Here is a 13,984-nt window from a genome sequence, read left to right as displayed (position 1 = left end):
GACTATGATTTTTTATACTCAGAATATGAATAATTTGTAGAGGAGTAGGAATAATGAAAGCAGAAAAAATTTTAAACAATTTTAGTCAAATTTTTTGTCCGATTGATCAGGGTGCACCATTGAGAGGAAAGCAGATGAGTGAAGCGATAATCATCAACGGAGGCTATATCGCTATCAAGGATGGAAAGATTTTGCGCGTAGGGGAAGGACAGCCAAACAATGATTTGGTTGATAAACATACGGAAATTATTGATTACACAGGGAAACTAGCGACACCTGGATTAATTGATTGTCACACACACCTCGTATATGGTGGTAGCCGAGAGCATGAGTTTGCCAAGAAATTAAATGGTGTGCCTTACTTAGAGATTTTAGCTGATGGTGGTGGGATTTTAAGTACAATGAATGCGACTAGACAAGCTTCATTTGATACGCTGTATAATAAATCTGCAGATCTGCTGGATAAAATGCTGATGCATGGTGTGACAACAGTAGAGGCTAAAAGCGGCTATGGATTGAATTGGGAAACAGAAAAAAAACAATTGGAAGTTGCAAAAAAATTGAATAACGAGCATGCAATCGATATTGTTTCTACTTTTATGGGAGCTCATGCGATTCCAGCAGAGTATCAGGGACGTTCTAATGAGTTTATTGATTTAATCATTGATGAAATGCTCCCAAAAGTAAAAGCAGAAAAACTAGCAGAATTTTGTGATGTGTTTTGTGAAGAAGGGGTTTTCTCTGCCGAAGAATCTTATCGATTGTTAAAAGCCGCAAAAGAAATGGGATTTAAATTACGTATACACGCGGATGAAATTGCATCGATTGGGGGAGTAGATATTGCTGCACAGTTAGGTGCAGTTAGTGCTGAACACTTAATGATGATAACTGACGAAGGAATCAGAAAGTTGAGCGAAGCCAAAGTTATCGGGAATTTGCTGCCTGGAACCACCTTTAGCTTAATGGAAAACACGTATGCACCAGCAAGAAAAATGATCGACAAGGGTATGGCAATTACATTAACGACAGATAGTAACCCTGGAAGTTGTCCAACAGCAAATTTACAGTTTATTATGCAGTTAGGTTGCTTTATGCAAAAGCTTACTCCAATTCAAGTCTTTAATGCGGTTACGATTAATGCTGCGTATTCTATTTGTCGATCAAAGAGCGTAGGAAGCCTAGACAAAGGAAAATCGGCAGATATTACTATTTTTGATGCACCGAATATCGATTTTCCATTGTATTTTTTTGCAACTAATTTGGTTACACATGTATATAAGGCTGGAGATCTTGTCGTCTCGCAACGTCAGCATAGTTAGAAATCTTTTTGCAGAGAACTCTCCAATTCTAGTGATAGAGTTAGAGAGTTTTTCTTATAAAAGGTTTAGAAGGTTATAATGGACAGTGTTGTAAGCGGTATCTTTATTAGGTTGGTTGTTTTAAAATAAAGATTAGTAAAACTGAAAGAAGGAGCAGTGATGGAGCATACATTGTCGTTTAAATTATTAGGAACACCAACAATAAAAGTGGATGGGAACATAAAAATTTTTTCTTTTTCAAAAATCAATGCTTTGCTGTATTACATGGTGATCAACAAACAAATTAGTCGGGATGAAATAGCAGGTATTTTATGGCCTAGTAAAGATGAAAAAAGTGCCAAGAAGAATTTGCGAAATACAATTTATCAAGCAAATCGCTCGTTGGGAGGGGAATTTATTGTTTCACCGAATAAATCTATTTTGACGTTTAATTCTGATTTAATCATTGAGAGTGATACGTATCGTTTTGAAAAGGATGCTTATGCTCATCTGGAAGACTATCGGGATGAATTTTTAAAAGGATTTTATTTGAAAGATTCCGATCTGTTTGATGCATGGTTGACTAAGATGCGTAATCTCTATGAACATCAATTTATAGAATGCTGCTATCAAAAGGTTGCAGAAGACATTTCATTTCATGCCGTAGCCGATGTAGAAAAAAATATCAGAAAATTAATTGCAATTGATGAATTTGATGAGCGCAATTATCAATTATTGATGCAATTTTATATTGAAAATCATCGCAATGGGAAAGCAATTGAAACCTATTATGAATTGGCAGAGACACTTAGAGATGAATTAGGAATTGAACCAAGTGAAGAAACAAAACAGCTCTATCAAAGAACATTACAGATTGCCAATCAAAAACAGCGAGTAAGTCAAAAAAAACGCGCGAATCACTTTTATGGACGATCCAATGAAGTGGAGCGCTTGGAGTTGAATTTGGCGAATTTAAAACAAAAAAAGCCATTTCAATCGGTCTTAGTTACCGGAGATTTAGGTGTGGGAAAGTCTTCACTGTGTCAATTAGTCATAGAAAATATTCAATATCCTTATGAGCTATTCAAAGTGACTTGTTATAAAACGGAACAAGAGCATTGCTTGCGTCCATGGCGTGAACTACTGCAACAGATCATCCATTTATTGCAAAGAGAAAAGCTAGCTGAAGTTAGTCAATGGCAACAAACATTTAGTCAACAATTTCCATTTTTTAATGATTTAATAGCACAACGCGTACTTCGGTCCATTGATTCTGTTGAGTTAAATTTTTTGGCACAATGCATATCGGAAGCTTTGCAACAGTTGGGGAAAATAACTCCTGTTGTCATTTTTATTGAAAACTTACAATGGATGGATCGAACCAGTATTAGGCTATTAACGAGTTTAATTCTGCATAACCCCCATCGGGATATCATTTTTATCATGACATTGCAATCAAGCTTTCGCAAGGAAATACAAGACTTTATCGTAAGCGTTCGCCGCTATGAAAAAATTATCACATTGAAATTACTTCCATTTCAAGATTTTGAGGTCAGGGCTTTTTGTGAGAAACAATTGCCTAATCATACGTTCCAAACATCTACAATAGATTTTATTATGAGAGAATCAGAAGGTGTTCCTCTGTACATTAGTGAGTACTTAAATCAATTGGAAGAGAGCAACACATTGGAAAGATTAACGCAAAACATAAAGGATAAGCTTAGTCTACAGTTTGTAAACTTATTGCCTGTAGAAGTGGAATTGATTGACTTGATTTCTTTCTTTCAGAAATTAGCATTTATGAGTGTACTAATTGAGTTAGTCGATGGTCAAAAAGCAGAGGTTTATAAAGCGCTCGATAATTTAATCAAGCAAGGATTGATCAATGAGAATATTTATCTCGATGAAGTATGCTTTAGTTTTAAACATAATAAGATGAAACAATTTATTTATGCACAACAATCAGATATGAAATTACGTGTGATACATGAAAAAATTGCTGTTTTATTAGAGCAAAAGTTAAATGAAGCAAAAAACGATAGCGAATTATTGGCAGCAATCGGGTATCACTATCGTCAGGCGCATCAAGAACTTAAGTCCTTAGATTATGAACTTTCTCATCATCAATTATTTTTACGTATTCAACATGAACTCTTTCCAATCTATCATCAAGAACATTTGGCATCACATGAATCGGTCAGAAGAGAAGACCCAAATGAATTAGAAAAATTCAAAGAGATAGGTGCAAGACTTAAGGAAATTGAAGGACAGTATGCAGAAGATAGTACTTATCAGTTGTTGCTCGTCAGATTTCTTTATCTAGAAGGTCGCTTTTTCATCAATTCCGGGGACTATAATCGAGGAATTGAAAACATTCAGCGAGTAATCGTAAAAGCGAAAGACTTTCATCTAACAACCTATTTATTGCGAGGGTATCGTCAAATGATTTATTACTATATTCAAACTGATAATGCGACGGACATGGCACATTATATCGATTTGGCAATGGATGTAGCAATTACTGCCAATAACAACGAATCTATCGGTATTTTATTGCGATTGAAAGGTTTGTATCATCTGATGATCGGTGATTTGGATCAAGCAGAATCGTACATCCAAGAATCGATTACAATTTTTAATATTGCCAACCGTTTTGACGAAAAGTATAACAGCAATATTGCTGCCGCGTATGATTATCTAGCAGAAATCCAGCGTTTGCGGTCTAACTATGAGCAGTCTATCAAACTGCAACAAAAAGCCATCAATTTGTGTGAAGGAAATAATTTGGTGACGAGCTTGGCTATTTTTTATGTTGATATGGGAATTACACTGTATGCAAAAAAAGATTATGATCAAGCGGAAACCTATTTTCTCAAGGCAAATGAATATTTTGAAGTTACTACTTCATTATGGAAAAGGGTTCAGTTAAATGCTTATTTAACATTAATTTACCTTCACAAAAAAGATTATGGAAAAGTGATAGAGTTTATTGAAAAGACAAGCTGTTACCAAAATCAACTAGCTAATCCGCGTGATAGTGGTCTCGTTTATTTTATCAAAGCACTGGTAAAAGAAAAGTGTCTAAATGAGAGGCATGCAAATCTACAATTAAATCATTTGGTTGAAGAAGATTTATCGTACTATTTGACAAAAGCAATGGACAACCTTAGTCAATATCGAGACCGCTATGAGTTGCAAGTTTTAAAAGAATTCTTTCATGTAAATCTATAAGATTGATATCTGAGGCTGTGACAGATGTGATCAGTTTCAAGAAATGAGAAGGAATTTCCGAAAAAGCTATTACTAACCGCTTATTCAGAAGAAGCTGTGACAAAACTTTTGTCACAGCTTCTTTTCACAACTAAGGGTTGAGTCGATAAAGTTTCTTCTTTAGAATGTTCAATGCTGCTTCGGGATAGTTTTGACTTAAAAGTCCCATTGCAGATAAAAGGTAGTCTTGGTCAATAAGAATTTGCGGATCTACTGGTAGCAAAGTATTAGACATGCCCTTGATGTCAGGTTTAACTATTTTTTTAGGAGATTGACTATGAATGATAACGCCACCAGTACCAATGATTGTTTGGAAATTTCGAAGATCTTTTCCATGCTGGTAGTAGATTGTACGATTTGGCGTATATTCTTTTCTTATCTTTCCAGCATGTCTCTCTAAAGCGATAGCCGTTGCCGATTGAGCTAAAAATTGATCAATTAGGCATTCTTCTCGTGTCTTTGGTACATATGTTGGATGACTACATCTATAATAGCAAGCAGCTTGAAGGGTCGTAAATTTCCAAGAAGACAATGCCCTGATTCGATTGGAATCTTCTACAATGCACCTTAGCAAGCTTACTGCAGAAGAACGCATACCGAGATCACCTTCTACGGTACGCTTCAAATAGGGTTCTTCCAATCCTTCAAAGTAAACATTTTCTGCTTGGGGTAAACCATCTCCAACAGAATGAATATCTGTTGTCGCTCCCCCAATGTCAACAACGACTAAATTCCCAAAACCTTTCGAAGCTTGTGTCCCTTCTTTTAATAGCTTGGCTGCAGCTAATACAGCTTTAGGGGTGGGGATGATGGGGGCACTTGCGTGAGCTGCAACTTGATGGATCCCTTTTGAATGAACAATTTTTTCTAAGAAAACTTTTTGGGCAATTTTTCTAACCGGAATAGGATTCAGCTTATTAACATCAGGCATCACGTTTTCGGTAAAGTAAGTATTATTTCGATCTTGCAAGAGCTTAGATAATTCTCCATAGCTGTCTTCGTTGCCAGCTACAATCAATGCAATCTCTGTAGAAAGTTGAGCAAGAAGACGGGCATTGTGACGGATGATTTCTTGATTTCCACCATTACACCCTCCTGTCAACAAAACAACATCTGGCTTTTGTTGTTCTATTTCCTCAAGCTGGTCCAGTGTCAAACGATAACAAAAAGTTTGAAGAATACGACTGCCTGCCCCCAGAGCCGCTCTTTTCGCCGCTTCTAATGTCAAACTCTCAGTTAAACCAATGGCAATCATTTTAAAGCCTCCCCATGCGGAAGAACAGAAATATTCTTCTATCTTTACTTGATCAGAAAATTTTAACGTTTGAAGTAATGCTTTTTTCCCTTCTGTATAGCACAACTGTAACCCTTCTTGACTACTTGTGGGAATCTGAGCTGTATGAAGGACTTCCATGGCGCTAGGATCGACCAGAGTTAATTTTGTATATGTGCTGCCAAAATCAATCAACAAAACAATTTTCTTCATGTTTCCACCTCTTTATTTGCTGATAATTTTCCAAAAGTTCAAAAGAATTATCGGCATAATAATTATTTTTTTCTAATGTTTATGTATAAAAAACGAAGGGCACCGACTATTAAACGTCAAAAATAAAACTTGAAGATTTTTTATGTGTTGATTACAAATTTTTGTTTATGAGTGTACCTATTCAAGCAAAAAAAGTACTTTGTAAAAGAAATCAAAAAGATTAAATAAAGTCTGTCTTGTTTTTTATTCAATGCGCAACGATAGGTTACCTTCAGTTTAAAAAAGAAAGTCAAAAAAAGGTCAAATAAAATAAAAGACAAAAAAATGCGGAAGACAATTAGGCGGATTTTCCAAAAAAAAACAGAATTTTAATTATGAAAAAATTATGAAAAGCTTTTTTTTACGGAGTTTGCAACCGATTTGAAAGAGTGTTAAGCTGATTTCGGTGAATGAAAGCGGTAACAAACAAACTGGTATATTAGGAGGTGTGGAAATAAAAATAACGCTATTCATAGATTTTTTTAATGTAGTAAGAACAAATTTATGCCGTACCTAAAGTTCAAAATAAAAACAAGGAGCAATAGACCATGACAAAATTAATTGAATGTATTCCGAACTTCAGTGATGGAAGAAATCAAAAGGTTATTGATGGGTTGGTGGAGATCGCTAAGAATGTTAAAGGTGTCACATTGTTGGATCATTCTTCTGACACATCTCATAATCGTAGTGTTTTTACACTCGTTGGTGATGAAGAAGGAATCCAAGAAGTAGTATTTCAATTAGTGAAGTTTGCAAGTGAAAATATTGATATGACGAAGCATCAAGGAGAACATCCTCGTATGGGGGCAACAGATGTGGTTCCTTTTGTGCCGATCAAAGATGTCACCATGGAAGAGTGCATTGCTATTTCTAAGAAAGTAGCTCAACGAATCAATGAAGAATTACAGATTCCCATTTTTCTATATGAAGATTCAGCCACTACACCCGTACGTAAAAATTTAGCGAAGATCCGCAAAGGACAATTTGAGAAAATGCCAGAAAAACTTTTGGAAGAAGAATGGCAACCAGATTATGGCGAACGCAAAATTCATCCAACCGCTGGTGTCACAGCAGTGGGTGCCAGAATGCCTTTAGTTGCATTCAATGTGAATTTGGATACAGATAATATTGAGATTGCCAATAAAATCGCTAAAATTGTTCGCGGATCCTCTGGAGGATGGAAATACTGCAAGGGTATTGGTGTCATGCTTGAAGATCGTAATATTGCTCAAGTATCTATGAATATGGTGAACTTCGAGAAAACACCACTGTATCGTGTGTTTGAAACGATTCGCTTTGAAGCAAAACGTTATGGTGTGTCGGTTATTGGCAGTGAAGTAATCGGATTAACGCCAGCAAAAGCCTTGATTGATTGTGCTGAATATTATTTACAGATTGAAGAGTTCAATTATAATAAGCAAGTTTTCGAAAATCATTTATTGAATTGATAGGGGGATTGTCATGAAACTCGTTGAGATGCAAATAAACGATTTCATTGCTGTTTTAGGTTCGGATACACCGGCACCAGGTGGGGGATCTGCTTCAGCATTAGCTGCCGCACAGGGAATTGCTTTGACAAAGATGGTGACAGAACTCACGATTGGCAAAAAAAAATATGCAGAGTTCGAAGACGAAATTGAATTACTGCAAAAAAAAGCTAAATCTTTGCAAGAGGGTTTACTCAGGGCAATTGATGAAGATACAGAAGCTTTTAATCAAGTGTCAGCTGTTTTTGGACTTCCAAAAACAACCGAAGAAGAAAAAAAAGCCCGCCGAGAAGCAATGCAGAGTGCTTTAAAAGGAGCAGCTGTTACACCTTTTTCTATGATGGAAAAAATTGTGGATGCGTTAAAAGTCACACAGGCTGCGGTTGGCAAATCAAATACCAATGCTGCTAGTGATTTGGGAGTAGCTGCTTTGAATTTAAAGGCAGCTTTACAAGGTGCGTGGTTGAATGTATTGATTAACCTTGCAAGCATCAAAGACGAAATGTTTGTTCGCCAATACCGCAAAGCCGGGGAATCGCTAGTTGAGGAAGGCAGCAAAATTGCTGATGCAACCTATCAACAAATACTTGAATCGCTGTAATCATTTAGATTGGTAGATAGAAAGGAAGTTTATGGACATGGTCTTATCAGATATTGAAATTGCAAATTCTGTTGTGATGAAGCCGATTGAAGAAATTGCTGAATCAATTGGTATTGCTAAAGAAAATCTGTCTCTTTATGGAAAATATAAAGCAAAGATCAATAATATTGAGTCATTGGATGACAACGAGGATGGCAAGCTCATTCTAGTGACCGCAATTACGCCTACACCTGCTGGAGAAGGAAAGACCACTACTTCAGTAGGTCTCGTCGATGCATTGACAGCCATTGGGAAAAAAGCAGTGATTGCATTACGCGAGCCTTCATTAGGTCCTGTATTTGGTGTGAAAGGTGGTGCTGCTGGTGGTGGACATGCTCAAGTAGTCCCAATGGAGGACATCAACTTACATTTTACCGGTGATTTTCATGCAATTAGTGCCGCCAATAATTTATTAGCGGCACTATTAGATAATCATATTCATCAGGGGAACCTTCTCCAAATTGATTCTCGCAGAATTACTTGGAAACGTGTGGTAGATATGAATGATCGCCAATTGCGTCACATTGTAAATGGTCTTCAAGGACGAGTAAATGGCGTGCCACGTGAGGATGGGTATGACATTACAGTTGCATCAGAAATTATGGCCATTCTATGCTTAGCTAACGATATTGCTGACTTAAAAAATAAGCTGAGAAAAATCATCGTTGCATATAATTACGATGGGGAGCCGGTAACTGCTGGGGATTTGAAAGCAGAAGGGGCAATGGCCGCCCTATTAAAAGAGGCAATTCAGCCAAATATTGTACAGACATTGGAGCATGCCCCTGCTTTTATTCACGGAGGTCCATTTGCAAATATCGCACATGGATGCAACAGCGTATTGGCAACGAAACTTGCGCTAAAGTATGCCGATTATGCAGTGACAGAGGCCGGCTTTGGCGCTGACTTGGGAGCTGAGAAATTTATAGATATCAAATGTCGTTTAGCTAATCTACGACCAGATGCGGTTGTTTTGGTAGCAACGATTCGTGCGTTAAAAATGCACGGTGGCGTGAAGAAAAGCGATTTAGGAATAGAAAATGTCGATGCAGTATTTGCTGGAATACCTAACTTGTCTAAACACTTAGAGAATATTAAAGAAGTATACGGGATGCCAGTTGTTGTAGCTATTAACAAATTTCCAACAGATACAGATGCAGAATTAGCTGCGGTAGAGAAAGCTTGTAAAGAAATGGACGTTGCAGTTGTTCTATCTGATGTTTGGGGGAAAGGAAGTGCTGGCGGTAAAGAGCTGGCGGAAAAAGTAGTTGCACTAGCAGAAGAGCCAAATCATTTTAGCTATGTCTATGATTTGGATGATTCAATTGAAGAAAAACTAAATAAAATCGTCCAAAAAGTATACGGTGGGGCAGGCGTAGAATTGGCACCAAGTGCGAAAAAAGAATTAAAGGAATTGGAACGTCTTGGATTTGGTAATTATCCAATTTGTATGGCAAAAACCCAATACTCATTTTCAGATGATGCGTCACTACTTGGAGCGCCAAAAGATTTTACTGTGATGATCCGTAATCTCAAAGTATCTGCCGGGGCAGGATTTATTGTTGCGTTGACAGGAGCTGTTATGACGATGCCGGGATTACCAAAATCTCCAGCAGCTGAAAGAATTGATATTGATGAAAAAGGAAATATAACCGGATTATTCTAGCAGTTGAAAGCTATTTTACAAGGAGGTGGAGGGAACTCTCCTTGTAAAATAGCTAACATGAACTGCTTACTAGAATAAAACGTGTAATTGAAAACGTTTTACAATAAAAAAAGAAGAGGTGAAATAGTATGCAAAAAGATGTCGAGGTTTCAGAGATAACGGATATTAAAGACATTGACTCCGCAGAGCTAGCGAAAAATGAGAATGCAAAATTTAGCTTTGGTGGTGCGACGCTATACGGAATCAATGCAGTAATTGGTTCAGGAATTTTTCTTTTGCCCCGAACCATTTACCAAGATTTAGGTCCTGCTTCTCTTGTTGCAATGGTTTTAGATGCGGTCTTGGTTTTGATGTTGGCCGTTTGCTTCGCCGAAGTTGCGGGTTACTTCAATAAGAATGGCGGAGCTTTCCAATATTCGAAAACAGCATTTGGCGATTTTATTGGATTTAATGTTGGTGTTCTGGGGTGGTTTGTGACGATTATTGCGTGGGCTGCAATGGCTGCAGGTTTTGCGAAACTTCTGATCCAAACTTTTCCAGCGTTAGAAGGACAGAATACATTGATTAGCATTTGTTTGGTTATTTTCTTATCTGTGATTAATAGTATGGGGATTAAGACTTCAAAAATTTTTACGATTGTTATTACAATAGCTAAATTGATTCCAATTATTGCCTTCACACTGATTGCAGTTTTTTTCATCAAAAATGGAATCAATCAAGGAAACTTTACACCGTTTCTACAATTGAATCCTGACATGACTTTATCTAAAGCCATGGCCTCAACGTCACTCACTGTCTTTTATGCTTTTATTGGTTTTGAAGCTTTACCTGTAGTAGCTGGAGAAATGCGGAATGCCAAAAAAAATGTGCCAAAAGCGATTATTGGATCCATAAGTATTGTTTCGCTGCTTTATTTTATGATTATTGCGGGAACGATTGCCATGCTTGGAACGGGAATTTTACAAAGCAATGCGCCAGTTCAAGATGCTTTTGTTGAAATGATTGGACCAGCTGGGAAATGGATTATTTCAATCGGGGCCTTGATTTCAATTGCTGGCTTGAATATGGGAGATTCTCTGATGATTCCGCGATATGGAGCTTCAATCGCGGATGAAGGATTGTTACCTAAGGTGATTGCTAAAAAAAATAATAAAAATGCACCTATCGTTGCTATTATTTTTTCTGGTTTACTAACCATAGCTTTTCTACTAAGCGGATCATTTGAACAATTAGCGGAACTGTCCGTAGTCTTTCGTTTCTTCCAGTACATTCCGACTGCATTGGCAGTTATTTGGTTGAGAAAAAAAGACATGGAAAATGTGCCTGCTTTCCGGCTGCCGTTTGGTCCAGTCATTCCAATTATCTCCATAGTTGTTAGTATTTGGATGGTCGCTGCGGCCAATCCGATCAATTTAATAGCTGGAGTTATTGGAGTTATAGTAGCAAGCATTTTGTATCTACTCTTAAACAATAATAAATCGAAGCAAGTAAATTAGAAAACTTGTGGAAACTGATACTTGGAAGGAATTTATTAGAAAAGTGGGGAATAAAACGATGAAAATGTTGATAAAAGAAGAAGCTCAGAATACCATTCCTAGTCAAGAAATGATTATTTTGGATGGTGCTAGCCTAACTTTAGAAGACGTAGTGGCTGTAGCACGCAACCATCGTCAATGTGTAATAGCCGAAAGTGCCAAAGAAGCAGTGAAAGAGTCGCGCAGGATTGTTGATAAAATTGTAGAGGAACGTCGCGTTGTTTATGGAGTCAATACTGGATTTGGTTCTCTTTGTAATGTCAGTATTTCAAAAGAAGACACTGTGCAATTACAAGAAAATTTGATTCGTACTCATTCTGCTGGTTACGGCGAGCCATTTTCGGAAGATATTGTACGAGCTATTATGCTGATTCGAATTAATTCGTTGATTAAAGGCTATTCTGGTATTCGTTTAAGCACTGTAGAAGCATTGTTAGCGATGTTGAACGTAGGTGTCCATCCCTACATTCCAGAGAAAGGCTCATTAGGAGCATCCGGTGATCTAGCCCCATTAGCTCATATGGTTTTACCATTACTAGGTTTAGGTAAGGCTTATTATAAGGGCACGTTGTATTCTGGGAAAGAAGCAATGGAAAAAGCAGGATTGAAAATGATTCAATTAAGTGCCAAAGAAGGATTAGCTTTTATCAACGGGACAACAGTTTTGAACGCGGTTGGGGCATTGGCAACGTATGATGCTATTCAGTTATTAAAACTTTCAGATGTTGCAGGAGCACTCTCATTGGAAGTTCATGACGGAATTTCTAGTCCTTTTAAAGAAGACCTTCATACGATTCGCCCGCAAAGTGGGCAATTAGCAACCGCTCGTAATATTCGTCGTTTAATTGAAGATAGTAAATATATTACGGAAGCGACACCAGATCATGTTCAAGATCCTTACACATTACGTTGTATGCCGCAAATTCATGGTGCTAGTAAAGATTCGATTGCATATGTAAAAGAAAAAGTAGAAATTGAGATTAATTCAGTTACTGATAATCCAATCATTTCTAGAAATGGTGAAGTGATTTCCGGAGGGAATTTTCATGGAGAACCTTTGGCGCAACCATTTGATTTTTTGGGTATTGCTGCCGCTGAGATTGGCAATGTATCTGAACGAAGAGTAGAACGATTGGTGAATCACCAATTAAGTAATCTTCCTTCGTTCTTGGTGAAACATCCGGGGTTGAACTCTGGTTTTATGATCACACAATATGCATGTGCATCTCTGGTTTCAGAAAATAAAATCTTGGCACACCCAGCTAGTGTAGATTCAATACCATCCTGTGAAAACCAAGAAGACTTTGTTAGCATGGGTACAACTGCTGCCCGAACAGCTCTAGAAATCGTCAAAAATTCTCGGCGGGTCGTTGCAACTGAAATCATGGCGGCTTGCCAAGCATTAGACATCAAAGGATATCAGTCAGGACTTGGCAAAGGCACAAAAGCAGCTTATCTTGCATTTCGTCGACAAGTAAACTTTATTGAGCATGATAAAGACATCGAAATGTATGATGAATTAAACAAAGCAACTACCGTTTTAGAAGATAGAGATTTCTTAAAAGAAATTGAGAAACAAGTGACATTGGATCTGCAGTTTTAAAGGTATGACGTGATTTGTGCCGATTGACCGATATCAGAGGAAGCGATGTCTTCCTTTTATTTTAAGAAAAGGAAAGAGGATTATGTCACGTTTTAAAAGAATAGATATCTGGCAAGAGGTGGTTACAAAATTAACAGTGATTCTTATTTATGCCTTTTTATATTCCTTGGCGCTGAATCTTTTTTGGCAGCCAGGGAATATTTATGCCGGCGGTTTAACTGGGATCGCACAAATCATTGCGACTGGTCTTGCTAAAAGCCATATTGAAGTCCCTATTTCAGTTATATATTATCTCCTGAATGTTCCAATGTTTATGCTTGCATGGTTCAAAATTAATCGCAAGTTTGTCATCTATACGGTTATTTGTGTAACGGTTGCATCATTTGCCATCCACATCGTCCCAAGTACTGAGCTAACTACAGATCCGATTATTTGCGCCATTTTTGGGGGAACAATCAATGGCTTTTCTTTGGGGCTGGCATTAAAATATGGACTTTCAACTGGTGGTATGGATGCGCTCATTCTTACAATCAGACAAATCACCGGTCGAAGCATTGGCGTGATTTCGATTGTTTTGAATGGAGTCATTGTATTGGTAGCCGGTTATTTATTTGGCTGGCCCTATGCTTTTTATAGTGTTTTATCCATTTTTATAAGTGGAAAAGTTACAGATCTAGTGTATGTCAAACATAAAAAAGTTCAGGTGACGATTATTACGCAAAAGCCGAATGAAGTTATCCCAGCTCTGCAAGAAAAATTAAGTCGTGGAATCACGATCATTCCATATGCACTAGGCGCATATAATCAAGAAACTCAAACGATTCTGATTTTGGTTATTACTACTTACGAAATGGAAATTTTGGATCAAATCATGAAAGATGTTGATCAAAAGGCTTTTGTCAGTGTGGCACAAGATATTAAAATTTTGAGTCAATTTGAAGAATTAGATATTGTTTAAGG

9 protein-coding genes are annotated in these 13,984 nt (G+C 37.3%); 8 read left to right on the top strand and 1 reads right to left on the bottom strand.

Features of this window, described 5'->3' with window-relative positions; genetic code table 11:
• The first annotated feature begins 53 nt into the window (after nt 1-53).
• On the top strand, nt 54-1,319 hold the full coding sequence (gene hutI / locus HED61_RS14400) for an imidazolonepropionase (protein ID WP_195957852.1): 1,266 nt from the start codon (nt 54-56) through the stop codon (nt 1,317-1,319).
• A gap of 159 nt (nt 1,320-1,478) precedes the next feature.
• Nucleotides 1,479-4,529 carry an AAA family ATPase gene (locus tag HED61_RS14395; RefSeq protein WP_081131572.1) on the top strand — a complete coding sequence of 1,017 codons (3,051 nt, stop codon included), beginning with the start codon at nt 1,479-1,481 and terminating at the stop codon, nt 4,527-4,529.
• Between the two features lie 130 nt (nt 4,530-4,659).
• Here the strand turns inward: HED61_RS14395 and glmL are convergent, their stop codons facing one another.
• Nucleotides 4,660-6,054, bottom strand: coding sequence for a methylaspartate mutase accessory protein GlmL (gene glmL / locus HED61_RS14390; protein WP_081131571.1), 1,395 nt, complete (start codon nt 6,052-6,054; stop codon nt 4,660-4,662).
• 587 nt (nt 6,055-6,641) lie between these two features.
• On the opposite strand from glmL, the gene ftcD reads away from it, so the two are divergent.
• The 6 genes from ftcD to HED61_RS14360 all read left to right on the top strand — a co-directional run bounded on the left by ftcD (nt 6,642) and on the right by HED61_RS14360 (nt 13,982).
• Entirely contained in the window at nt 6,642-7,541 is a 900-nt protein-coding gene (ftcD, locus tag HED61_RS14385; protein WP_003125723.1) for a glutamate formimidoyltransferase, read from the top strand.
• A gap of 13 nt (nt 7,542-7,554) precedes the next feature.
• The gene (locus tag HED61_RS14380) at nt 7,555-8,181 is read left to right on the top strand and encodes a cyclodeaminase/cyclohydrolase family protein (RefSeq protein ID WP_003125724.1); all 627 of its coding nucleotides are present in this window, start codon (nt 7,555-7,557) and stop codon (nt 8,179-8,181) included.
• Nucleotides 8,182-8,218: 37 nt separating this feature from the next.
• Nucleotides 8,219-9,886, top strand: a complete 1,668-nt coding sequence (locus tag HED61_RS14375) for a formate--tetrahydrofolate ligase (protein ID WP_034704066.1) — start codon at nt 8,219-8,221, stop codon at nt 9,884-9,886.
• A 128-nt stretch (nt 9,887-10,014) separates the two neighbouring features.
• On the top strand, nt 10,015-11,382 hold the full coding sequence (locus tag HED61_RS14370; protein ID WP_003125727.1) for an APC family permease: 1,368 nt from the start codon (nt 10,015-10,017) through the stop codon (nt 11,380-11,382).
• 109 nt (nt 11,383-11,491) lie between these two features.
• Nucleotides 11,492-13,024, top strand: coding sequence for a histidine ammonia-lyase (gene hutH / locus HED61_RS14365; RefSeq protein ID WP_003125729.1), 1,533 nt, complete (start codon nt 11,492-11,494; stop codon nt 13,022-13,024).
• Nucleotides 13,025-13,106: 82 nt separating this feature from the next.
• Nucleotides 13,107-13,982 carry a YitT family protein gene (locus HED61_RS14360; protein WP_003125730.1) on the top strand — a complete coding sequence of 292 codons (876 nt, stop codon included), beginning with the start codon at nt 13,107-13,109 and terminating at the stop codon, nt 13,980-13,982.
• Nucleotides 13,983-13,984: the final 2 nt, after the last annotated feature.

This window comes from Enterococcus gallinarum (assembly GCF_021496385.1).
Classification (GTDB): Bacteria; Bacillota; Bacilli; order Lactobacillales; family Enterococcaceae; genus Enterococcus_D; species Enterococcus_D gallinarum.
Note: the sequence above shows the minus strand (reverse complement) of the source record. Positions and strands in the feature narration are given on the sequence as shown.